The sequence below is a fragment of the Sinisalibacter lacisalsi genome (assembly GCF_014640115.1).
Lineage (GTDB): Bacteria > Pseudomonadota > Alphaproteobacteria > Rhodobacterales > Rhodobacteraceae > Sinisalibacter > Sinisalibacter lacisalsi.
In genome coordinates this window covers 162,012-183,128 of record NZ_BMGI01000001.1, presented here as the reverse complement: position 1 = coordinate 183,128, position 21,117 = coordinate 162,012, and the positions used below count along the sequence as shown (strand labels likewise).

Genomic DNA, 21,117 nt, shown 5'->3' with positions numbered 1-21,117 from the left:
GCCCGTTTTTCGGCGATGGCAGGATGAAGAACAGGATGCATAAACTCGCAGCCGCCGTGATGGTTACCCTTGTGGCGTTTTCGGCGACGGCGCAGGACGCGGCCCCGATCGAGACGACGATCGGGGGTGGTGACCAGGCGGGCAACCGACCGTCCGACGCGGCGATCGAGGCGGCTGAGGAAGCTGTGCGGGCGGCGGCACGCGCCACCGAGCGCGCCGTTGCGCCTGCGGGCGCAGGTGAGGCGCGCATGCCGCCCGGCGCGGCACTTTTCGTGCTGCGCGAGATCAGGTTCACACCTTCGGGCTATCTTGAGGCGTCCAGCCTCGCCGCGATCGAGGCGACTTTGCTGGGGCGGCGTTTTCGAGCCGACGATCTCAGCGCCATCACCGATGCCGTCGCCCGGGTGTATGCCGAACGGGGTATCGTGCTTGCCCAGCCGATCGTTACCGGCGTGGACCCGGCGAACGGGCGGGTCGAGGTGGAATTGTTCGAAGCTCGGATCGGGGCGGTCCGGGTTGCGTCGGGCCTGTCGCGCCCGGAATACTACCGCTGGCGGCTCGGGCTGCGCACCGGAGATCTGGCCGACACGCGGATCATCGACGCGCGGCTGAACCGTCTTGCGCTCACCGATGGTGTCGCGTTCGACGCAAATTTCGTTCCCGGCTCCGAACGCGGACAAACCGATCTCGTGGCCGAGGTCAGCGAGCCCAAGCGCCTCACCGGCGAGATCACCGCCGACAATTACGGCACCCCGGCGCAGGGGACGTTGCGGCTGGGTGCAACGCTGCGCAATGCCGCGCTCACCGGCTGGAACGATCCGCTCGCGCTGTCGATCTCGCGTGGTGCGGGCGCGCTCAGCCTCTCCGCGTCCTACGGTCGGGTCATCACGCCCTCGGGCGCGGCGCTTTCGATAACCGCCGGCTATGATCGCGCGGAAACGCGTGCCGCGCCGCGGGTCGAGACACAGACGCGCTTTGCCGAGTTGTCTCTGGCGGTGCCAACGCTGGTCGAAGAGCGCAGGCGGGTGTCGTTCGGCCTCGGGATGCATTGGTTCTCGGAGCAATCCGACATCGCCGGTGCGCCGCTTCTCGATCAGGCAGGCGGATACCTTTCGCTCGGGACGACTGCGGCCTGGTTCGGTGATTTCGCCTCCATTCAGGTCAGTCAGGCGCTGCGGTTGCTGCGTTACGACGACGCCATCACCGGCGCCACCGGGATCGGTGGAGTGCTGCTGCCCGGCGATCTGACCATTGCCGCGCCGATCACGCGCGAATTGTCTTTCTCTCTCAGGGCCGGGTGGCAACTCGCCGTCGCCGCCCCGCTGCCTGCGCGGTTCAAGTTTTCATCGGCCTCGCCCTATGCGGTGCGCGGCTATCCCACCGGGCTTCAATCGGGTGACAGCGGCTGGTTTGCGCGGGCGCAATTTGAATATGCGCTGCCGGCGGAGGTCCTGCCGGAGGAGCTCTCGCTCACCCCCTTCGTTTTCGCCGATACCGGCGAGGCCCATGACTACGTCGCCGGGCGCAATGTCGGGCAGGGTCGGCTGGCCTCTGCGGGGATCGGGATGTCGATGACGACAGGCGAGGGCGTATTCGCGGATGCCTTCGTGGCGCGTCCGCTGCGGGACGTGCCCGGGTTTACCGCGGGTGGACGGTGGTCGGCTTTCGCGCGCGTCGGGCTGAGGTTCTGACGACACCGGGCCGGGCAGGCAACAATCACAGAGGAGAACACGGTTTTGCGCATTCAATCTCTTTTCCGGGCGGGCGCGATGATTGCGGCTTCCATCGCCGTATCAACAGGTTTGGCGGGGGCACAGGACGATGCTGCCGAAGGTGCCAGGCGGGTCGCAAACGGCGAACGCTTCGGGGCCTGGACGGTGCAATGCGAGGCCATTGCTGTCAATGAAACGCTGTGCGTTCTGAGCCAGCGGCTGGTGCGCGAGTCTGACGGCGCCTTTCTCGCGGAACTGCTTGCGTTCTCCGCCGCGGACTCCGGGAGCCGGTTCATCGCCGCGCGCGTGCCGATAGGCGCGCATTTCCCCTCGGGGTTTGCAATCAAGCCGGTGGACGCCGAGGGCACCGATGGGCAGAAAGAGTTCGTCTGGCAAAGCTGCTCGCGGGAAATATGCGAAGCCTTGGTGGAGCTCTCCGCGGAGGAAGTCGCAACCCTGGAGTCGGCAGACCCGCTGATCGGCGGATATCGCCCTGCGATCACGGCCCAGCCATTGCTCTTTCGGCTTTCGGTCCTCGGGCTGGAAGAGGGGTTGACCGCGCTCGGGGGTGGCGGTGCGACGGCGCGATAGACGCCCATGCCCGCGCCGCGCAAGGCTCGCGGGCTGGATCGCGGCGGTGATGCTCCTTGCCGGCGAGGCGGCGGCGGAGCGCTTTCGTGACTGGCGACTGGTTGCCGGGGAGGATGGCTCGGATTGCCTTCTGATCCAGTCCCTGCTTTCGCAACGCACCGGCACGATGCTGGCGCAGGTCGTCCTGCAAACGCAGGGTGCCGAACCGATCCTCGCGTTTCGCGTGCCAACGGGGGCATCGCTGGTGTCGGGCATCGGGTATCGCATTGACGGGGGCGAGGCTCGGGGTGCGGAATGGATCTTCTGCGACCCCGAGCTTTGCCTCGCCGTGCGCGGCCTTGCGCAATCCGAATTGGTGGAACTGCAGCGGGGGCGGGAACTGACCCTCGCGTTCCGCCCATTGCGCGGTAGCCCGGCCTTGAACCTGCCGGTGTCTCTCCTTGGTGTGAGCGCGGGCTGGCAGGCGTTGCTGCGCTGCGAGTGACGCGCCGCGCCTGCCGGGAAGCGACCGGGTGGAGTTTTTGTGAATACTGATCGCCCGAACCGCCACTTGCCACCAAGGGCTTCTTTCGGGCGCTGAACGCGGCTTTGAGTCCGGCCCCTTGAACAAGGACTCGGCAAAGCCTCGCCAAAACAATGATTTCAGTGGTGAGCCGTGCAGGATTCGAACCTGCGACCCACTGATTAAAAGTCAGTTGCTCTACCAACTGAGCTAACGGCCCACTGCGGAGCGGTGACTAGAGCGCAGGCCCCATGGGGTCAAGTGAAAAATCCTTCTTTTCTGGCGAATCCGTTTTGGCGGGCGTATATGGCCCGGATGGACAACGCGCTCCCCGATCACGGCCTTGCCTTCATGAAGTGGCACGGGGCCGGAAATGACTTCGTGATCATCGATTCACGGGGGCGGGAGCCTGTTGTCACCGAGGCACTGGCGCGGGCGCTGGGTGACCGGAACCGGGGCGTGGGGTTCGACCAGCTCGCCGAGATCCGCGACAGTGATGCGGCCGACATCGACCTTGATTTCTGGAACGCCGATGGCAGCCGCGCCGGGGCCTGCGGCAACGCCACGCGCTGCGTCGCGCGCTTCCTTTTCGATGTGACGGAGCGCGAGGCCCTCACCATCCGCACCGAGCGCGGCGTGCTGGACGCGCGCCTGATCGAGAATGCGGTGCATGTGAACATGGGCCATCCCCAGACCGACTGGCGCGAGGTGCCGTTGGCGCGCGAGGCCGATACCGCGCATCTGCCGCTCGAAGGCGATCCGGTGGCGGTGGGCATGGGCAATCCGCACGCGGTGTTTTTCGTCGACGATGCCGAGGCGGTGGACGTGGCCGGGATCGGGCCGCGCGTGGAGCATGACCCGCTGTTTCCCGAGCGCACCAATGTGGAGTTCGCGCAGGTGCGCGGACCGGATGAGATCCGCATGCGGGTGTGGGAACGCGGCACCGGGATCACGCTTGCTTGCGGTTCGGGGGCCTGCGCCACCGCCGTGGCCGCCGTGCAGCGCGGGTTGACCGGGCGCAAGATGCGGATGGAGGTCGACGGCGGCTGGCTGGCGCTCGACTGGCGCGAGGATGGCGTGTGGATGACGGGCCCCACTGCGCATGTCTTCGACGCCGTGCTCACCCCGGATTTCCTGGGAGCGATCTGATGGCCAACAAACCCCCGGTTTTCGCCACCCTCGGCTGCCGCCTCAACGCCTATGAGACCGAGGCGATGAAGGCGCTCGCGGATCAGGCGGGCGTGGAGGGGGCGGTGGTGGTCAACACCTGCGCGGTCACCGCCGAGGCGGTGCGCAAGGCCCGCAAGGAAATCCGCCGGCTGCGGCGCGAGAACCCCGACGCCAAGCTGATCGTCACCGGCTGCGCGGCGCAGACCGAACCGGAAACCTTCGCCGAGATGGGCGAGGTGGATGCCGTGATCGGCAATGCCGAGAAGATGGAGCCCAAAACATGGGCCGGGCTGATGGCCTCCACCGAAAAGGTGCGGGTGGACGATATCATGTCGGTCACCGAAACCGCCGGGCACCTGATCGACGGCTTCGGCACGCGGAGCCGGGCCTACGTCCAGGTTCAGAACGGCTGCGATCATCGCTGCACCTTCTGCATCATTCCCTATGGCCGGGGCAATTCGCGCTCGGTGCCCGCGGGCGTGGTGGTGGAGCAGATCAAGCGGCTGGCGGGGGCGGGCTACAACGAGGTGGTACTCACCGGCGTCGACCTCACGAGCTGGGGCGCCGATCTGCCGGGAGAACCGCGGCTGGGCGACCTCGTGATGCGCATTCTCAAGCTGGTGCCCGACCTGCCGCGGCTGCGGATTTCGTCGATCGACAGCATCGAGGCGGATGACAACCTGATGCAGGCCATCGCCACCGAGCCGCGGCTGATGCCGCATCTGCACCTTTCGCTCCAGCATGGCGATAACCTGATCCTGAAGCGCATGAAGCGCCGCCATTCGCGCGAAGATGCCATCGCCTTCACCGAGGAGGCGCGCCGCCTGCGCCCCGGCATCACCTTCGGGGCCGATATCATCGCCGGCTTCCCGACCGAGACCGAGGCGCATTTCGAGAATTCGCTGAAGCTGGTGGAGGAATGCGGGCTGACCTGGCTGCACGTCTTCCCCTATTCGCCGCGCCAGGGCACGCCGGCGGCGCGGATGCCGCCGGTGCCGGGCGGTGCGATCCGCGAGCGTGCGGCGCGGCTGCGTGCCGCGGGTGACGCGCGGGTGACGGCGCATCTCGCGGCGCAGGCGGGCCAGCGCCATGCGGTCTTGATGGAAAACCCGCGCATGGGCCGCACGGAGCAATTCGCCGAGGTCGTGTTCGATGCCGATCAGCCGGAGGGCGCCATCGTTGCGGCGGTGATCGAGGGCTATCACGGCACCCAGCTCGTCGGCGCCGTTGCGCCAACGGTCTGAAGGTTTTCGCAAATCCGTGGACAGGGGCGCTGCCCGTGCCTAGATTCGTTTCGCTGACAGGGAGATTGCCATGCCATTGCCCCTCGCTCCGATCACGGCCATCGCGCTGCGCTACGGCACCGTGGCGCTCGCAAGCTATGCGATTGCCCGTTCGGTTGAACGCGGCCACCGCGATCAGCGCGCCGAGGATGCGCTCGATGAAACCCCCGAGGGCCTCACCGCCCGGCGCGAGGCCGAGCAGGTCAACGCCACCGGCCGGATGCGGCGGGTGATCCGGTTCGGTGAAGGCGGCCCGGGTATCGAGATTGACGCCACCGCGCTGGGCCGGGTCCGGTTCCGGAGGGTCTAGGATGATGCAACTGCTCTACGCCCCGGCTTCGCCCTACGTGCGCAAGGTCCGGGTGGTTCTGCATGAGCTTGGCATGGCCGACGATGTCGAGCTCCTCGAAGTGGCCACCAGCCCGACAAGGCCCGCGCCCGAGGTGGCCGCCGCGCATGCGCTCAAGAAAATACCGGCGCTGGTTCGCCCCGAGGGCTGCACGCTTTACGACAGCCGGGTGATCACCCGCTATCTCGATGCCCGCGCCGGTGCGCGTTTCTATCCCGAGAGCCACATCTGGGAAACGCTGACGCTGGAAGCCACCGGCGACGGCATCATGGATGCCGCCGTTCTGATGGTCTACGAGGGCCGCTGCCGGCCCGAAGACAAGCAGGACAAGGGCTGGCTCGACGCGCAGTGGGCCAAGATCGAGAATGCGCTCGATGCCCTCAACGCGCGCTGGATGAGCCATCTTGCCGGGCCGCTGGATGCCGGGGTGATCTCGGTGGGCTGTGCGCTGGGCTATCTCGATTTCCGCCACCCCGACAGGCCCTGGCGCAAGGGGCGCGACGCGCTTGACGACTGGTTTGCCGTGTTTTCCGAGCGAGCCAGCATGAAGGCGACCCACCCGGCCTGACTTCCGGTTTTCAGGCCCGGCGCCGCTTTTTGCGCTGCCGCCAGAGCCGCTCGAACCCGAATCCCACGATCCAGCCCGCGAGCACCTGCCAAGCATTGTGTGCGCCGGCATCCACCCGGCTCGCCCCGGTGAACGCCGCTGCGACGATTAGTCCCGCCCGCATCATCGGATTTCCGGCAACGCAATCATGCACCAGCGCGCTCGCGCCGAAAGCTGCATGGGCGCTGTGGGCGGAGGGAAAGCCGCGCTCGCCGCCGCGCGGGCGGGCGTTGATCTCGGCATCGGCCAGTGCCGACTTGGTGCCCTGAACCGTGGCTTCCATCGCCGCGAAGCGCAGCAGGGTTTCGGGCCATGTGCCATTCGCGACAGAGCAAACACCCGCCAGTGCGGGCAAGGTCCAGGCGATGCGGTCCCCCCATCGCTCGGGCACCGGTGGTGCGGTGATGACCACCGCCACAAGCACGACGAGAATCACGCCGTTTCGCCATCTTTTCAGAAAATCCAGCATGCACAGCCCCCAGCGCCACAGACTATTCCGGCGCGCCGGGGCCGTCCAGCCGGGGTGGGCCTGCGACGATACGGCCGATGATTTGCGGACCTGCGCGCGATTGTCCGCTGGACTGGCGGATTTTCGCACGCTAAACACCCGCGCAATGGGCTGCGGGCAACTGTGGCCCGTGGTCTGTTGGCCGCACCTGCGGCTCAAGAAGGGAGAAGTTCTCGTGTCACACGCAGACGATCACGAAGGGACCCGCAGGGATTTCCTCTATTACGCAACGGCAGGGGCCGGCGTCGTGGCCACGGGTGCCGCTGTCTGGCCACTGGTGAACCAGATGAACCCCTCGGCCGATGTTCGGGCACTGGCTTCGATCCGGGTCGATATCGCGGACGTGCAGGAAGGCAGCCAGCTTACCGTGAAATGGCTCGGCAAGCCGGTGTTCATCCGGCACCGCACGGATGACGAAATCGAGCGCGCGCGCAGCGAAGACATTTCGGGCATGCCCGACAAGTTGGCGCGCAACGACAACGCCGACCCGGGCCTCGATGCCTCCGACGAAAACCGCACCCTCGACGAAGAGGGCCGCTGGCTGGTGATGATGGGGGTCTGCACCCATCTCGGCTGCGTGCCGCTCGGCAACGGTGCCGGTGAGTACGACGGCTGGTATTGCCCCTGCCACGGCTCGCACTACGACGCGTCGGGCCGCATTCGCAAAGGCCCCGCGCCTGAAAACCTGCCCATTCCGGTCGCCGAATTCGTCGACGAGACGACGATCAAGCTGGGCTAAGGGAGAGGAAACACATGTCCGGTATACCGCACGACCACTACGAGCCGAACTCACGGTTCGCATCGTGGCTTCATTCGCGCCTCCCGATCGTTGGGCTGGCCTATGATACTCTGATGATCCCCACCCCGAAAAACCTCAACTGGTGGTGGATCTGGGGCATCGTTCTGGCCTTCACCCTGGTGCTGCAGATCGTGACCGGCATCATTCTGGTGATGCACTACACGCCGCATGTCGATCTGGCCTTTGCCTCGGTCGAACACATCATGCGCAACGTGAACGGCGGCCACATGCTCCGCTACATTCACCAGAACGGCGCGTCGCTGTTCTTCCTGGCTGTCTACATCCACATCTTCCGCGGTCTCTACTACGGCTCCTACAAGGCCCCGCGCGAGGTGACCTGGATCATCGGTATGCTGATCTACCTGGCGATGATGGCGACCGCCTTCATGGGCTACGTGCTGCCTTGGGGCCAGATGTCGTTCTGGGGCGCCACCGTGATCACCGGCCTGTTCGGCGCGATCCCCTTCATCGGCGAGCCGATCCAGACCTGGCTGCTCGGCGGTCCGGCGGTGGACAACGCCACGCTCAACCGCTTCTTCTCGCTGCACTACCTTCTGCCCTTCGTGATCGCCGCGCTCGTCGCGGTGCACATCTGGGCCTTCCACACCACGGGCAACAACAACCCGACCGGTGTCGAGGTGCGGCGTGACAGCAAGGATGTCGTCAAGAAAGACACCCTGCCGTTCTGGCCCTACTTCGTGATCAAGGACCTGTTCGCCCTGGCGCTGGTGCTGCTGGTGTTCTTCGCCATCGTCGGCTTCATGCCGAACTACCTCGGCCACCCGGACAACTACATCGAGGCCAACCCGCTGGCGACTCCCGCGCACATCGTGCCGGAATGGTACTTCCTGCCGTTCTACGCCATCCTGCGTGCGTTCACCGCCGACGTCTGGGCCGTGCAACTGGTGAGCTTCGTCACCGGCGGCATCATCGACGCGAAGTTCTTCGGCGTGCTCGCCATGTTCGGCGCGATCGTCGCGATGGCCCTGGCCCCCTGGCTCGACACGTCGAAAACCCGCTCGGGCGCCTACCGGCCGATGTTCAAGTTCTGGTTCTGGCTGCTGGCGATCGACTTCATGGTGCTGATGTGGGTCGGCGCGCAATCGACCGATTTCCCCTACGACTGGATTTCGCTGATCGCCTCGACCTACTGGTTCGCCTACTTCTTCGTGGTTCTCCCGCTGCTCGGCTGGACCGAAAAGGTCAAGACGCCGCCGGCGACGATCGAAGAAGATTTCAACCACCACTACCCCGAAGCTTCCGGCTCGGCGGCTGAGTGAGCGTAGAGAAAGGATCAATGAAAATGATCAGGAAACTCACCCTCACCGCGATCACCGCCACGTCGCTGGCACTCGGCGGTGGCGCGGCAATTGCCGCGGGCGAAGGCGGTCACGTCGACGACTACGCCTTCTCCTTCGAGGGGCCGTTCGGCAAGTATGACCAGCAGCAGCTCCAGCGCGGCCTCAAGGTCTACACCGAGGCCTGCTCTGCCTGCCATGGTCTGCGTTACGTGCCGATCCGCACGCTCGCCGACCCGGGCGGGCCGAGCTACTCGGAAGACGAGGTGCGTGCCTATGCCGCCGAGTATTTCGAGGTGTTCGACGAGGAACTCGACGATTACCGCCCGGCAACCCCTGCCGACCATTTCCCGACCGTGTCGGGCGACGGCATGGGGCCGGACCTTTCGCTCATGGCGAAGGCCCGCGCGGGCTTTCACGGCCCCTACGGCCTTGGCATCAGCCAGCTGTTCCGGGGCATTGGTGGAGCGGAATACATCACCAGCTACCTCCTCGGTTACACCGGCGAGGAAGACGAGGTGGCCGGGCAGTTCCTCTACGAGAACACTGCCTTTTCCACCGGCTGGGTGCAGATGGCGCCGCAGCTGTTCGAAGGTCTCGTCGAGTACGACGACGGCACCCCGGCGACGGAAGAGCAGATGGCGAAAGACGTCGCGGCCTTCCTGATGTGGACGGCGGAGCCGAAGATGATGGCGCGCAAGCAGGCTGGTGTCATCGCGGTGACGCTGCTCGTGCTGCTCACCACGCTGCTCTACCTCGCCAACAAAAAGCTTTGGTACCCGGTCAAGCACGGCGGCAAGCAAGCTCGCCTGTAATCCCAGCTTTCAGAATTGAGAAAGGGCGCCCCCAGCGGCGCCCTTTTTCGTTGCGGGATCATCCCCCGAGGTAGTCGCGCAGCGCCTCGGGCGGATTGGCGAAGAGGTCTGCCGTGGGCACCGGCGGATGTGCCCTGCCTTCGGCCACGAGGATCACCGAGTCGGCCACTGCCCTGGCGTCGGCCGGCTCGTGGCTGACCATCAGGAGCGTGGCCCCCGTCTCGCGCACGAGGTCGTCCACCAAGGCCAGCATCTCGGCGCGCAAGGCGGGGCCGAGCGCGCCAAAGGGTTCGTCGAGCAGCATCAGCGGCTTTTTCCGCAACAGGGCGCGGGCCAGGGCGACCCGTGCCGCCTGTCCGCCCGAAAGCTGCCCCGGCTTGCGCGCGTCGAACCCTTCGAGCCCAACCCGCTGCAGTGCCTCGTCCACGGCGGCTTTCTGTGCCTTGTCGAGTTTCAGGTCGGGCCGCAGTCCAAGCCCGACGTTTTCGGCGGCCGTCAGGTGTGGAAAGAGGTTGTTGTCCTGGAACAGGATCGCCACCGGCCGCGCCACCGGAGGAAGGTCTGTTATGTCGTCACCGTTCCAAAGGATGCGCCCGGCGTTCAACGGCTGAAAGCCGGCAATGGCGGCGAGAAGGGTGGATTTGCCCGAGCCGGAGGGGCCAAGCACCCCGACTTTGGCGCCGGGCGGCACGGTGAAGTCGGCCGTCAGTTCCCAGTCGCCCCATTGCACCAAGAAATGATCAAGCGTCAACATCGAGCCGGCCTCCGCGGTCAAAGATCCAGAACAGCGCGAGCGAGAGGGCGAGCAGAACCAGCGCCGCACCGGCGGCAAGGTCCATCCGGTAAGCGGCCATCAAACGGTAGAGCGCCAGCGGCAATGTGCCCTCCTCGGGCGCGGCAAACATCGCGACGACCCCGAGATCGCCCATGCTGAGCGCGGCCGCGAGACCCGCGGCAAAGCCGAGCGGGCGGCGCAATCGGGGCAGCCAGAGCAGCCTCAGCCGGGCGCCACCGGTCATCCCCAAACCATCGGCGAGACGGCCGAAATCGGCCTCGATCTGGCCAAGCGCCGGCATCAGCGCGCGCAACGCGAACGGCAGCGCCATTACCGCGTTGACGAGTGCGGTCACCGGCAGCGCGAGGCGCGAGGGATCGACGAGAGGAAACAGCAGGATGAACAGGCCGGTGCCGATCACCAGCGGCGAGGCGGCGATAGTGAGCGTGCCGATCCCCTCGGCCAGCCGCGAGTTGCGGCGCACCGCGAGTGCGGCGATCGGCAGGGCCAGCGCCAGCGTCAGCGCGGCGGAGGAAAGCGCCACGGCGAGCGAGCGCAGCGCGGCCCAGCCCACCGAGGCGGGTAGGTGCAGGAGCGCGGGAAGCCCGTCGAGCGTGATCATCGCCAGCGGCAGGATGAGGAACAGCGCGGCCAGGCCGATCAGGCCGGCATCCTGCGCCCGCAGGAGCGGCGTGGCGGCATCCCACCGCATCACCGCCCGGTCCAGCCCCGCGCCCGGATCGGCAGGGAGGCTGATCCGCAGCGCCACGATCGCGGCGGTTCCGGCCACAAGCACCTGCACCAGCGCCAGAAGCGCGGCCTTGCCGAGATCGAAGTCGAAGCGGAAGGCCTGATAGATCGCAAGCTCGATCGTCGTCGCACGCGGGCCGCCGCCCAGCGTGAGCGCCACGGCGAAGCTGGTCAGACAGAGCAAGAAGACCACAAGGTACGCCCCCGGAAGCACCTGGCGCAGCATCGGGCGCTCCAGCGTGCGGGCGATGTCGGCAGGGGCGAAGCCGAGCGAGGCCGCGAGCCGGAAGCGTTCGGCGGGCATCGCGAGCCAGCCCTGCAGGATCAGTCGCGTGGCGAGAGGCAGGTTGAAGAACACATGCGCCAGCACCACGCCGTGAAAGCCGTAGATCGAGATCGGCTCGAGCCCGAACCAGCCAAGCGCGGTGCTGAAAATCCCGGCGCGGCCGAACACCGCGATGAGCCCAAGCACCGCCACGATCACCGGCAGGATGAAAGGGGCGCCGAGCAGGGTGATCAGCAGGCCCCGGCCGGGGAAGCGCCGGCGTGCGAGGGCCCGCGCCACCGGCACGGCGAGGCCGACCGAGAGCGCGGCCGAAAGCGTGGCCTGCACCACCGTGAAGCGGATGGCCGCCCAGTCGGCGGGGCCGAATCCGGCCGCCACCTCTGCCCGCAGTGCCACCGCCGCGAGCGTGCCCAGGACCAACGCGAGCACGAGGGCGAGCGCCGCCGCCCCCGCCGCGTCGGCGCGGCTCAGCGGGTTGAGGCTGCGAGCCATTCCGCCAGCGCCACATCACGCATCTCGCGGGCCTCGTCACCAAGGTAGATCCGCGAGGTTTCGGGGTGCGCCAGCGTTTCGAAGCCTTGCGGCAGCCCGTCTGCCGGGGTCACCGCCGGATACATCCAGTTCGTCGTCGGGATCACCGATTGGAAGGCGTCCGACAGCATGAACTCGAGGAAAGCATCGGCCAGCTCCGGCTGGTCGCTGCTGGCGAGCTTCGCTGCCACCTCGATCTGGAGGTAATTGCCTTCATCGAAGGCCGCGGCCGCCTTGCTGTCGTCATCTTCGGCGATCAAGTGGTAAGCCGGCGAAGTGGTGTAGGACAGCACCATGTCGGCCTCGCCCTCGAGAAACATGCCGTAGGCCTCCGTCCACCCCTTGGTGACGGTCACGACCTGCTCGTTCAACTGTTCCCAGGCCTCGCCCGCGGCGTCGCCATAGACCGATTTGACCCAGAGCAGCAGGCCGAGGCCGGGGGTCGAGGAGCGCGGATCCTGGATCACGAGCGAGTGGCCCGACGCGATCAGCTCGTCGAAGGAACGCGGCGGCTCAGGCACCTTTTCCTTGTCGTAAACGAAGGCGAACCAGCCCCAGTCGAAGGGAATGAAGGTATCGTCTTTCCACGCGATCGGCAGATCGAGCGCGGGGGTTTCGATCTGGGCGGGCGCAAACAGCCCGGTGGCGCTGGCGGCGGCCATCAGGTTGGCGTCGAGGCCGAGCGCAAGATCGGCCGGACTACGTGCGCCTTCCAGCCGCAGGCGCGCGAGAATCTCCGCCCCGTCGCCAACCGAGACGAACTGGAGATCGCAGCCGCAGGTTTCCTCGAAGGCGGATTCCACAGCCGGGCCGGGGCCCCATTCGGAAACGAAGCTGTCGTAGGTGTAAATCGTGAGTACGGGCACATCCGCCATGGCCATGCTGGCCGTGGTGGCGATCCCCGCTGCGATGGTGAGTGCTTTCATGTCATCCTCCATACGGGCGGGCGGCGTTCCGGTAGGATGATCCTTACCTTCCCTCCGCCGGTCCTAACCGGTTCAGGTTCAACGGGTTCGCTTTCGCATCTCAGCCGGGAGAAAACTCGCGGCACCCCGAGGTGCTTTCAAACCTATGCCTCAACGCTTGCCCCTGCAAGGCCAAACCCCTACACGGTTTTGCGAAGGGAGCCCGGCCATGATGAACAGTTTCGGACATATCTTCCGCGTCACCACCTGGGGCGAGAGTCACGGGCCTGCGCTGGGGGCGACGGTGGATGGCGTGCCGCCGGGCGTTTGCCTCGAAGCGGAGATGCTCCAGCACTGGCTCGACCGGCGCAAGCCCGGCCAGAACAGGTTCACCACCCAGCGCCGCGAAGCCGACGAGGTGCGTATCCTTTCGGGCGTCTACGAGGGCGAGACCACCGGCACGCCGGTGCAGCTGATGATCGAGAACACCGACCAGCGCTCGAAGGATTACGGCGACATCGCCGAGAAGTTCCGCCCCGGCCATGCCGATATCAGCTATTGGCTGAAATACGGCATTCGTGATCCGCGTGGTGGCGGGCGTTCTTCGGCGCGTGAAACCGCTGCAAGGGTGGCGGCGGGGGGGGTGGCCCGCGAGGCGCTGAAGGCGTTGGCGCCGGGGATCGAGATCCGGGGTTACATGACCCGCATGGGCGCCCACGAGATCGACCGCGCACGGTTCGACTGGGACGAAATCGAGCGTAACCCGTTCTGGACGCCCGACGCGAAGGCGGCGGAAACCTGGGCCGACTATCTCGGCGCTCTGCGCAAGGCGGGCAGTTCCGTGGGCGCGGTGATCGAGGTGGTGGTGCGCGGCGCACCCGCCGGGCTCGGCGCGCCGATCTACGCCAAGCTCGATACCGACCTCGCCGCCGCGATGATGAGCATCAACGCGGTGAAGGGCGTGGAGATCGGTGAGGGTATGCGGGCGGCCGAGTTGACCGGCGAGAACAACGCCGACGAGATCACGATGGGGCCGGATGGGCCGGAATTCAGCTCGAACCACGCGGGCGGCATCCTAGGCGGCATTTCCACCGGGCAGGATATCGTCGTTCGTTTCGCGGTGAAGCCGACAAGCTCGATCCTGACCCCGCGCAAGACGATCACCAAGGCGGGCGAACCGGCCGAGATCGTCACCAAGGGGCGGCACGACCCTTGCGTGGGGATCCGCGCCGTGCCGGTGGGCGAGGCCATGGCGGCCTGCGTGGTGCTCGATCATCTCCTCCTGCATCGGGCACAGGTGGGTGAGGGGCCACGTGGCCGGATCGGCTGATCCAGCGCGGCGCAGCGCGGGCGCACGCCCGCGCGGCACGGCTGCGCGCGCAGCCGTCCCCCCGCGCACGCGGGATGGGCGCTGATGCTCACCGTTCTCTCGATCACCTTCCCGATCTTCGCCATGGTCGCGCTCGGCTATGGGCTGGTGTGGAAGGGCGTGTTCAAATCCGCCGACATGCGCGTGTTCGGCGCTTACGTGATGAACATCGCCCTGCCCGCCCTGATCTTCTCCGCCGTGGCCTCGCGCCCCGCGCGAGAGGTGTTCAACCTGCCTTACATGGGTGTTTACCTGGCGGGTGCGCTGGCGACGACGCTGATCGCCTTCCTGTGGTTTTCCGCCACCACCGATCCGGCGCGGCGCGGCGTGGCGGTGATGGGCACATCCTGCCCGAACTCCGGTTTCGTGGGCTACCCGCTGATGCTGATCCTGTTGCCCGATCAGGCCGGATTGATCCTCGCCATGAACATGCTGGTGGAAAACGTGGTGATCGTGCCCTTGGCCCTGGTCATCCTGGAACTGGGAAAACCGGCCGGTCGCGGCCATCCGCTTGCCAAGGTGGGCCGGGTTCTGGTGGGTGTCATCCGCCGCCCGATGGTGATCGGAATGCTGCTGGGCCTGGCCGTATCGCTCGCTGGCGCGACCCTGCCCGGCCCGTTGGACCGGCTCGTTGGCCTGCTCGCCGCTTCCGCCGCCGCGCTGGCGCTCATCGTCATCGGAGGGTCGCTCGTGGGGATCGAGATCCGCGGCAGCCGCGCCCTTGCCGGCCAGATCATGGTGGGAAAGCTGCTCGTTCAGCCCGCCTTCACATTCCTCGCGGTGCTCGCCCTCGGCGCGCTCGGTGTGACGCTCGCGGGAGATCTGCGCATGGCGGTGATCGTCTCGGCGGCGATACCGATGTTCACGATCTACTCGGTTTTCGCGCAGGAAGTCGGCCACGAGGGCCTTGCCTCGATCGCCCAGCTCGGCGCCACGATGGGCGCCTTCGTGACCCTCAACATCCTGCTCGCGGTGCTGGGTTAGGCCGAAGCTGCCGCCAGCGCCGCGTCGAAAAGCGCCTTGATCTCGTCGCGCGACGTGCCGGCCACGATGCGGCCGATTTCGCGCCGGTCCGGGCCGATGGCGATCAGGGTGGAACGGCGCGGCACGTTGAGCGCGGCGGTGAGTTCCGAGCGCTTCCAGCTGTCCCAATCCACCTCGATGAAGGTGATCTTTTGTTCATAGGCCGGGTTTTCGGCCTTGAGCTTGTCCATCACCCGATGCTGCACGATGCAGGTGCCGCACCACGGGGCGTAGAAGTCGACAAAGAGCGTCTCGCCCGCGTCGAGGCGTTCGTTGATCAGCCCCGGCGCGTAAGGGATTGGCGCGGCGAGGCCCAGCCGGGGCAGCAGAGTGGCCGCGGGCAGGGTGGCGAGAAAGGCGCGGCGGTTCATGGCGGTCTCCTTCAGAGGGATACGGACAGTTCGAGAAGCCAGGGCGGCATCACGCCGATGAGCCAGGCCTCGGCGAGGTGATGCAAACCGAACAGGATGGCGAGGCCCACCAGCAGGAAGGCGCCGCCGAGCAGGGGCTTGGCGGCGGTCGAAAGCGGGCGCAGGTTGGTGGTGCGCAGGCCGTAGGCGAGCGCGAGGATGAGCGTCGAGACGCCAAGCGCGAAGCCTGTCATGATCGCGCCGGCATGGGCGAGGCTTTCGCCCTGTGCGGCGAGGGCGATGGCGCCGCCGAGGGTGGGGCCGATGCAGGGGCTCCAGACCGCGCCGAGCAGCAGCCCGCCGGCAAATTGCCCGGTTAGCCCGGCGCGCGGCAGGCTCTCCATGCCGCTATCCGCTCGCGCTGAAAGCCCCGCCGTGGCCCCGGCGAAGGCGGCGTTGGCGCGTGGGACAAGCAGCACCAGCCCGAAGCCGATCATCAGAACCGCGCCAGCCTGTGCGAGCGTGTCTTCGGTGAGGCCGATGGCGTAACCGACGCTGGTCACAAGCAACCCGAACACGACGAAGGACAGGCTCATTCCGCCCGCGAGCGCGACCGGGCCGAGGCGCGAGGTTTGCAGCGCGCTGGCCAGCACGATCGGCACCACCGGCAGAACGCAGGGGTTGATCAGGGTCAGAAGCCCGGCGGCATAGGCGAGCAGGTAATCCATTCGCAGGAGGCTACGCCGAAGCCGGGCAAAGTCATCTCAACAGATTTCACGAAGCCGTTGGCTTTTGTTTCGCCAGTTGCACCGCGAGGATCCCCACGGTGACGATGGCCACGCCGACCACGTCGAGCGGCCCAAGCTCTTCGCCGAGCAGGAGCGCGGCAATGGTGACGCCGAAAAACGGGTTGAGGAAGTGGAAGGTGGAGGCGCGCACCGGGCCGATCCGCCCCACCAGGGCAAACCAGACCCATGTGGCGGCAAGGCCGGGGATCAACGTGGTATAGATGAAGGCCGCAACGAGCTGCCAGCTCCATGTCACCTCGAGGGTTTCGAAGGCGATCCCGAAGGGTGCGAGCACGACGGCGCCCACGATCATCTGCAGGCCGACCACCATCAGCAGGTTGCCGCCGCCCGAGGCGGTGCGCACCGTCAGGGTGGCGACCGCGAGGGCGAGCGCCGCGATCACGCAAAGCGCAATGCCGATAAGGTCGACGCCGCCCGAGATCCGCGTGCCCATGATCAGTGCCACGCCCGCGAAGCCCAGGACGAGGCCCGTCAGCGCCAGCGGCGTGAGCTTGTCGCGGAAGACGGCCCAGCCCAGCGCGGCCACGATCAGTGGCATCGACGAGGCGATGATCGAGGCGAACCCCGCTTCGATCCACTGCATCGCCACGAAATTGAGGCCAAGGTAGAGCGCGTTCTGGCTTATGCCGAACACCACGACCGAGATCCATTGCCCGCGCGTCAGGCTGATCTTTTGCCCCAACGCCGCGGCGATGGCGATCCCGAGCAGCCCGGAGATCACGAAGCGGATGGCCAGGGTGGTGATCGGCGGCGCGTCGGCCACGATGATGCGGGCCGAGGTGAAGGCCGACGACCACATGAAGGCGAAGGCCAGCCCCATCACAAGGGCGCGGATATCCATGCGCAAGTACCGTTCCTCCAAATGAAAAGGGCCGCCCGGAAGGCGACCCTTAACGAAATTCCGTGCAGGTTCAAGGATCAGCCGTTGGCGGCGTCCTTGAGGGCCTTCGCAACGGTGACCTTCACCACCTTGTCGGCCTCTTTCTTGATCTGCTCGCCGGTGGCGGGGTTGCGCACCATGCGCTCGGGGCGCTCGCGCAGGTAGAACTTGCCAACGCCGGGAAGCGTTACGGCACCGCCGCCCGAGACTTCCTTGGTGATCACCGAAACGATCGCATCCAGCGCCGACGAGGCCGTCTTCTTGTCACCACCCATTTCGTCGGCCAGAGCGGCCACCAGTTGGGTTTTGGTCATCGGTTTCGCCATGTATCTTCTCCTCAGATATCCCAATACTTGGGGTTTCATTCCGGGCATTTAACGTAATGTAGAAGGACCGCACAACAATTTGTGCGCGTTTTGCGCAGAAAAATAAAGGGTTTTTGCGTCTTTTTGCCTGTTTTGGCCCCTCGTTCGTTCACAGGAAGGCGGTTTCGTCGAAGGAGCGCAGTTTGCGGCTGTGGATGCGCTCGAGCGGCATTTCCCGCAGGCGCTCCATTGCCCGGATGCCGATCAGCAGGTGGCGAAGCACCTGCGTGGTGTAAAACTCCGTCGCCATGCCGGGCAATTTCAACTCGCCGTGGAGCGGTTTGTCGGAGACGCAAAGCAGCGTGCCATAGGGCACCCGGAAGCGGAAGCCGTTGGCCGCGATGGTGGCGCTTTCCATGTCGAGCGCGATGGCGCGGGACTGGCTCAGGCGCTGCACCGGGCCGGTGTGTTCACGCAGTTCCCAGTTGCGGTTGTCGAAGCTCGCCACGGTGCCGGTGCGCATGATGCGCTTCAGCTCGAAGCCCTGAAGCTCGGTCACATCCGCCACCGCCGCTTCCAGCGCGATCTGGATTTCCGCGAGCGGCGGCACCGGCACCCAGATCGGCAGATCGTCGTCGAGCACCTTGTCTTCGCGCAGGTAGGCATGGGCGAGCACGAAGTCGCCCAGCCGCTGCGAATTGCGCAGGCCGGCGCAATGACCCACCATCAGCCAGGCATGCGGGCGCAGAACGGCGATGTGGTCAGTTGCGGTCTTCGCATTCGAAGGGCCCACGCCGATGTTGACGAGCGAGATCCCCGATCCATCCTTCCGCTTGAGGTGATAGGTGGGCATCTGCGGCAGTTTCGCCGGGCGGTCGATCTCGCATTCGCCGTCGAAGATCTCGCAATTGCCGGGGCTCACGAAGCTCACGTAACCGCTCTCGGGATCGGCCAGCACGGTGCGGGCGTAGGCTTCGAATTCCTCGACGTAGAACTGGTAGTTGGTGAACAGCACGTGGTTCTGGAAATGGCCCGGGTCGGTCGCCGTGTAATGCGTGAGGCGTGCGAGCGAATAGTCGATGCGCTGGGCGGTGAAGGCGGCAAGCGGCTGCGAGCCGTCTTCGTGGGTGTAGCCGAGCCCGTTCACGATATCGTCGTTCGTCGTGGTGAGGTCGGGCACGTCGAACACGTCGCGCAGGGGATAGGCCATGGCGCCTTCCTGCGGCACGTTGATGTCACGCCCCGAAACGGCGAAATGCACCGGGATCGGCGTTTGCGAATAGCCGACCTCCACGGGCACCGCGTGGTTCTGCACAAGCAGCCCGATCTGCTGGGTTAGGTAGTGGCGGAACAGGTCGGGACGGGTGATCGTGGTGGAGTAGCTGCCCGGCCCCGCGACATGGCCGAAGCTCAGGCGCGTGTCGGTCTGGGCGTGGCTCGTGGTATACAGCCGCACCTCGGGGTAGAAGGCGCGGAAGCGGGTGCCGGGCGCCACGGCGGCGGTGGCCTGCTCCGAAAATGTGTGCGCGAGAAAATCGCAGGCGGCATCATAAAGCTCTTCGAGCCGGGCCACGGCGGCGGCGGCATCGGTGAAGCTCTGCGGGGCGGGAACGTCGTGCGAGACGATCCGGTCGATTTGGGAACGGGCCGGCATCAGGCCTCCTCGAACAGGTCGGTGATTTCAAAACGGGTCACGTCCACCAGCCCCAGATCGGATATCCGAAGCTCCGGGATCACGACCAGCGCGAGCAACGAGTGCTGCATGTAGGCGTTGTTGAGCGTGCAGCCGCATTCGGCCATCGCCTCCACCATACGGTCGGCCTTGAGCGCCACGGTTTCGGCACGGTCTTCGCTCATCAGTCCGGCGATGGGCAGTTCCACCAGCGCGATTTCGCGGCCATCGCGGAACACGGTGATGCCGCCGCCCACCTCGCCCAACCGGTTCGCGGCCAACGCCATGTTCTCGCGGTCGGTGCCCACCACGATCATGTGGTGACTGTCATGCGCTACCGTCGAGGCCAGCGCCATGCGGCCTTTGTATCCGAAGCCGGAGACGAAGCCGTTGGTCACCCCGCCGGTGCCCCGGTGCCGCTCGACAAGGGCGATCTGCGCCACGCCCGCGCCTTCGTCGGGCTGCACGATCCCGCCCTCGACAGCCAGATCGGCGGTGAGCGCCTTCGTCGGTGCCTGGTTCTCGATCACGCCGATCACCTTGGCGGTGACGGTGTTGGCCCCGTCCGGTGCGCTGATTTCGAAATCAGCCGCCGCGAGCACCTTGCCGAGATGCACCGTGTTGCGCGCATGATCGGGCCAGTCGAGATGCGGGCATTCCACCGTGATCCGCCCGCCGATCGCCACCGTCCGCCCGCGCGCGATCACCCGCTCGATCGGCAGGGTGACGAGATCGGCGGTGAGGATCACGTCGGCGCGTCGCCCCGGTGCGATGCTGCCCAGCTCGCGCTCAAGGCCGAAATGCGTGGCGGTGTTGATCGTGGCCATCTGCAGCGCCACCAGCGGATCGGCGCCGCAAGCGATGGCATGGCGCACGACGCGGTTCATGTGGCCATCGTTCACCAGCGTGCCGGAATGGCTGTCGTCGGTGCAGAGGATGAAGTTGCGGGGATCGAGCCCCTTCTCGGTCACCGCCGTGATCTGGCTTTCAACGTCATACCAGGCCGAACCGAGCCGCATCATCGAGCGCATGCCTTGCCGCACCCGGGCGACGGCATCGGCTTCGCAGGTGCCTTCGTGGTCGTCCGCCGGTCCACCCGCCGCGTAGGCGTGGAAGGCCGGGCCGAGATCGGGGCTGGCGTAATGCCCGCCCACCGTCTTGCCAGCGGCCTGGGTCGCGGCGATCTCGGCCAGCATTTTCGGGTCGGCATGGATCACGCCGGGGAAGTTCATCATTTCGCCCAAGCCCACGATGCCGGGCCATGTCATCGCCTCGGCCACATCTTCAGGCGTGATCTCGTGTCCGGTGGTTTCCAGCCCCGGCGCGGAGGGCGCGCAGGAAGGCATCTGGGTGAAGATGTTGACGGGCTGCATCATCGCCTCGTCGTGCATCAGCCGCACGCCTTCCAGCCCCAGCACGTTGGCGATCTCGTGCGGATCGGTGAACATGCTCGTGGTGCCGTGCGGAATCACCGCGCGGGCGAATTCGGCGGGTGTGAGCATGCCGCTCTCAATGTGCATATGCGCGTCGCAGAGGCCGGGGATCAGGTAGCGCCCCTCGGCTTCGATGATCTCGGTGCGCTCGCCGATACAATGCGTGGCATCCGGCCCGACATAGGCGAAACGCCCGTCTGCGATGGCCACCTGCCAACCGTCGAGCACCTCGCGGCTATGCACGTTCACGAGCTTTCCGCCCCGGATCACGCAATCGGCGGGCTCGCGTCCGGCGGCAACGGCGATCAGGCGGGGGGCAACCTCGGCCCAGGATTTGATCATTTGGTTCGACATGGAGCAATAGTGGAGAATCGGGAGGTGAGCGCAAGCCCTCT

General features: G+C 66.4%; 22 protein-coding genes, 1 tRNA gene and 1 riboswitch. Of the genes, 12 read left to right on the top strand and 11 right to left on the bottom strand.

The genetic code is table 11. The annotated features are described in order from the left end of the window. Window positions 1–35 precede the first annotated feature (35 nt). Genes IEW01_RS00925 through IEW01_RS00915 form a run of 3 tightly spaced genes read left to right on the top strand, consistent with a single transcriptional unit; the run spans window position 36 to window position 2,787 of the window. Complete coding sequence (locus tag IEW01_RS00925) at window positions 36–1,691, top strand: ShlB/FhaC/HecB family hemolysin secretion/activation protein (protein ID WP_188525727.1); 1,656 nt, start codon at window positions 36–38, stop codon at window positions 1,689–1,691. A gap of 45 nt (window positions 1,692–1,736) precedes the next feature. Next, on the top strand, window positions 1,737–2,303 hold the full coding sequence (locus IEW01_RS00920; protein ID WP_188525726.1) for an invasion associated locus B family protein: 567 nt from the start codon (window positions 1,737–1,739) through the stop codon (window positions 2,301–2,303). 49 nt (window positions 2,304–2,352) lie between these two features. Continuing rightward, window positions 2,353–2,787, top strand: coding sequence for an invasion associated locus B family protein (locus tag IEW01_RS00915; RefSeq protein ID WP_229738095.1), 435 nt, complete (start codon window positions 2,353–2,355; stop codon window positions 2,785–2,787). 162 nt (window positions 2,788–2,949) lie between these two features. Here IEW01_RS00915 and IEW01_RS00910 read toward each other — a convergent pair. Next, window positions 2,950–3,025 (bottom strand) — tRNA-Lys (locus IEW01_RS00910). 95 nt (window positions 3,026–3,120) lie between these two features. Between IEW01_RS00910 and dapF the strand changes: the two genes are divergently transcribed. The 4 genes from dapF (at window position 3,121) to IEW01_RS00890 (ending at window position 6,175) form a co-directional block, all read left to right on the top strand. Next, window positions 3,121–3,954 carry a diaminopimelate epimerase gene (gene dapF, locus IEW01_RS00905; RefSeq protein WP_229737993.1) on the top strand — a complete coding sequence of 278 codons (834 nt, stop codon included), beginning with the start codon at window positions 3,121–3,123 and terminating at the stop codon, window positions 3,952–3,954. Further along, a complete protein-coding gene (gene mtaB, locus IEW01_RS00900) occupies window positions 3,954–5,219 on the top strand; it encodes a tRNA (N(6)-L-threonylcarbamoyladenosine(37)-C(2))-methylthiotransferase MtaB (RefSeq protein WP_188525723.1) in 1,266 nt (421 codons plus the stop codon). The genes dapF and mtaB overlap by 1 nt, the downstream gene beginning before the upstream one ends. 70 nt (window positions 5,220–5,289) lie before the next feature. Next, window positions 5,290–5,568 (top strand): hypothetical protein, encoded by a 279-nt coding sequence (locus IEW01_RS00895; RefSeq protein WP_188525722.1) that lies wholly within the window; start codon window positions 5,290–5,292, stop codon window positions 5,566–5,568. Between the two features lie 4 nt (window positions 5,569–5,572). Continuing rightward, window positions 5,573–6,175, top strand: a complete 603-nt coding sequence (locus tag IEW01_RS00890) for a glutathione S-transferase (protein ID WP_188526633.1) — start codon at window positions 5,573–5,575, stop codon at window positions 6,173–6,175. Window positions 6,176–6,185: 10 nt separating this feature from the next. Here the strand turns inward: IEW01_RS00890 and IEW01_RS00885 are convergent, their stop codons facing one another. Beyond that, window positions 6,186–6,683 carry a phosphatase PAP2 family protein gene (locus tag IEW01_RS00885; RefSeq protein WP_188525721.1) on the bottom strand — a complete coding sequence of 166 codons (498 nt, stop codon included), beginning with the start codon at window positions 6,681–6,683 and terminating at the stop codon, window positions 6,186–6,188. A gap of 214 nt (window positions 6,684–6,897) precedes the next feature. Here IEW01_RS00885 and petA point away from each other — a divergent pair, with 214 nt between their 5' ends. From petA to IEW01_RS00870, 3 genes are read left to right on the top strand one after another with little or no spacing between them, the layout of a single operon-like run. Next, window positions 6,898–7,461: a ubiquinol-cytochrome c reductase iron-sulfur subunit gene (gene petA, locus IEW01_RS00880; RefSeq protein ID WP_188525720.1), complete on the top strand. Its 564-nt coding sequence runs from the start codon at window positions 6,898–6,900 to the stop codon at window positions 7,459–7,461. 14 nt (window positions 7,462–7,475) lie between these two features. Continuing rightward, complete coding sequence (gene petB / locus IEW01_RS00875; RefSeq protein WP_188525719.1) at window positions 7,476–8,801, top strand: cytochrome b; 1,326 nt, start codon at window positions 7,476–7,478, stop codon at window positions 8,799–8,801. A 23-nt stretch (window positions 8,802–8,824) separates the two neighbouring features. Beyond that, window positions 8,825–9,634, top strand: coding sequence for a cytochrome c1 (locus IEW01_RS00870; RefSeq protein ID WP_188525718.1), 810 nt, complete (start codon window positions 8,825–8,827; stop codon window positions 9,632–9,634). 58 nt (window positions 9,635–9,692) lie between these two features. Here the strand turns inward: IEW01_RS00870 and IEW01_RS00865 are convergent, their stop codons facing one another. From IEW01_RS00865 to thiB, 3 genes are read right to left on the bottom strand one after another with little or no spacing between them, the layout of a single operon-like run. Further along, window positions 9,693–10,388 (bottom strand): thiamine ABC transporter ATP-binding protein, encoded by a 696-nt coding sequence (locus IEW01_RS00865; protein ID WP_188525717.1) that lies wholly within the window; start codon window positions 10,386–10,388, stop codon window positions 9,693–9,695. Further along, window positions 10,375–11,937, bottom strand: a complete 1,563-nt coding sequence (locus IEW01_RS00860; RefSeq protein WP_188525716.1) for an ABC transporter permease family protein — start codon at window positions 11,935–11,937, stop codon at window positions 10,375–10,377. Before IEW01_RS00860 ends, IEW01_RS00865 begins: the two co-directional genes overlap by 14 nt. Next, window positions 11,913–12,902: a thiamine ABC transporter substrate binding subunit gene (thiB, locus tag IEW01_RS00855; RefSeq protein ID WP_188525715.1), complete on the bottom strand. Its 990-nt coding sequence runs from the start codon at window positions 12,900–12,902 to the stop codon at window positions 11,913–11,915. The genes IEW01_RS00860 and thiB overlap by 25 nt, the downstream gene beginning before the upstream one ends. A gap of 32 nt (window positions 12,903–12,934) precedes the next feature. Further along, window positions 12,935–13,041, bottom strand: a riboswitch (TPP riboswitch). Window positions 13,042–13,110: 69 nt separating this feature from the next. Between thiB and aroC the strand changes: the two genes are divergently transcribed. After that, a complete protein-coding gene (gene aroC, locus IEW01_RS00850; RefSeq protein WP_188525714.1) occupies window positions 13,111–14,211 on the top strand; it encodes a chorismate synthase in 1,101 nt (366 codons plus the stop codon). Between the two features lie 84 nt (window positions 14,212–14,295). Further along, window positions 14,296–15,234, top strand: coding sequence for an AEC family transporter (locus tag IEW01_RS00845; protein WP_188525713.1), 939 nt, complete (start codon window positions 14,296–14,298; stop codon window positions 15,232–15,234). On the opposite strand, the gene IEW01_RS00840 is transcribed toward IEW01_RS00845, so the two are convergent. The 6 genes from IEW01_RS00840 to ade form a co-directional block, all read right to left on the bottom strand. Next, window positions 15,231–15,644, bottom strand: a complete 414-nt coding sequence (locus IEW01_RS00840; RefSeq protein ID WP_188525712.1) for a thioredoxin family protein — start codon at window positions 15,642–15,644, stop codon at window positions 15,231–15,233. The genes IEW01_RS00845 and IEW01_RS00840 overlap by 4 nt on opposite strands. 11 nt (window positions 15,645–15,655) lie before the next feature. Then, on the bottom strand, window positions 15,656–16,351 hold the full coding sequence (locus IEW01_RS00835) for a cytochrome c biogenesis CcdA family protein (RefSeq protein WP_188525711.1): 696 nt from the start codon (window positions 16,349–16,351) through the stop codon (window positions 15,656–15,658). A gap of 46 nt (window positions 16,352–16,397) precedes the next feature. Beyond that, window positions 16,398–17,273 (bottom strand): DMT family transporter, encoded by an 876-nt coding sequence (locus tag IEW01_RS00830; protein ID WP_188525710.1) that lies wholly within the window; start codon window positions 17,271–17,273, stop codon window positions 16,398–16,400. A gap of 77 nt (window positions 17,274–17,350) precedes the next feature. Next, window positions 17,351–17,638, bottom strand: a complete 288-nt coding sequence (locus IEW01_RS00825) for an HU family DNA-binding protein (protein WP_188525709.1) — start codon at window positions 17,636–17,638, stop codon at window positions 17,351–17,353. Window positions 17,639–17,786: 148 nt separating this feature from the next. Beyond that, window positions 17,787–19,271, bottom strand: a complete 1,485-nt coding sequence (locus IEW01_RS00820) for an AMP nucleosidase (RefSeq protein WP_188525708.1) — start codon at window positions 19,269–19,271, stop codon at window positions 17,787–17,789. Beyond that, complete coding sequence (ade, locus tag IEW01_RS00815) at window positions 19,271–21,076, bottom strand: adenine deaminase (protein ID WP_188525707.1); 1,806 nt, start codon at window positions 21,074–21,076, stop codon at window positions 19,271–19,273. Before ade ends, IEW01_RS00820 begins: the two co-directional genes overlap by 1 nt. Between the last annotated feature and the right edge of the window lie 41 nt (window positions 21,077–21,117).

Coding starts and splice junctions, on each gene's coding strand:
- IEW01_RS00925 (WP_188525727.1), top strand. CDS start 36: ATGCATAAACTCGCAGCCGCCGTGATGGTTACCCTTGTGGCGTTTTCG.
- IEW01_RS00915 (WP_229738095.1), top strand. CDS start 2,353: ATGCTCCTTGCCGGCGAGGCGGCGGCGGAGCGCTTTCGTGACTGGCGA.
- dapF (WP_229737993.1), top strand. CDS start 3,121: ATGGACAACGCGCTCCCCGATCACGGCCTTGCCTTCATGAAGTGGCAC.
- mtaB (WP_188525723.1), top strand. CDS start 3,954: ATGGCCAACAAACCCCCGGTTTTCGCCACCCTCGGCTGCCGCCTCAAC.
- IEW01_RS00895 (WP_188525722.1), top strand. CDS start 5,290: ATGCCATTGCCCCTCGCTCCGATCACGGCCATCGCGCTGCGCTACGGC.
- IEW01_RS00890 (WP_188526633.1), top strand. CDS start 5,573: ATGCAACTGCTCTACGCCCCGGCTTCGCCCTACGTGCGCAAGGTCCGG.
- IEW01_RS00885 (WP_188525721.1), bottom strand. CDS start 6,683: ATGCTGGATTTTCTGAAAAGATGGCGAAACGGCGTGATTCTCGTCGTG.
- petB (WP_188525719.1), top strand. CDS start 7,476: ATGTCCGGTATACCGCACGACCACTACGAGCCGAACTCACGGTTCGCA.
- IEW01_RS00870 (WP_188525718.1), top strand. CDS start 8,825: ATGATCAGGAAACTCACCCTCACCGCGATCACCGCCACGTCGCTGGCA.
- IEW01_RS00865 (WP_188525717.1), bottom strand. CDS start 10,388: ATGTTGACGCTTGATCATTTCTTGGTGCAATGGGGCGACTGGGAACTG.
- IEW01_RS00860 (WP_188525716.1), bottom strand. CDS start 11,937: ATGGCTCGCAGCCTCAACCCGCTGAGCCGCGCCGACGCGGCGGGGGCG.
- thiB (WP_188525715.1), bottom strand. CDS start 12,902: ATGAAAGCACTCACCATCGCAGCGGGGATCGCCACCACGGCCAGCATG.
- aroC (WP_188525714.1), top strand. CDS start 13,111: ATGATGAACAGTTTCGGACATATCTTCCGCGTCACCACCTGGGGCGAG.
- IEW01_RS00845 (WP_188525713.1), top strand. CDS start 14,296: ATGCTCACCGTTCTCTCGATCACCTTCCCGATCTTCGCCATGGTCGCG.
- IEW01_RS00840 (WP_188525712.1), bottom strand. CDS start 15,644: ATGAACCGCCGCGCCTTTCTCGCCACCCTGCCCGCGGCCACTCTGCTG.
- IEW01_RS00835 (WP_188525711.1), bottom strand. CDS start 16,351: ATGGATTACCTGCTCGCCTATGCCGCCGGGCTTCTGACCCTGATCAAC.
- IEW01_RS00830 (WP_188525710.1), bottom strand. CDS start 17,273: ATGGATATCCGCGCCCTTGTGATGGGGCTGGCCTTCGCCTTCATGTGG.
- IEW01_RS00825 (WP_188525709.1), bottom strand. CDS start 17,638: ATGGCGAAACCGATGACCAAAACCCAACTGGTGGCCGCTCTGGCCGAC.
- IEW01_RS00820 (WP_188525708.1), bottom strand. CDS start 19,271: ATGCCGGCCCGTTCCCAAATCGACCGGATCGTCTCGCACGACGTTCCC.
- ade (WP_188525707.1), bottom strand. CDS start 21,076: ATGTCGAACCAAATGATCAAATCCTGGGCCGAGGTTGCCCCCCGCCTG.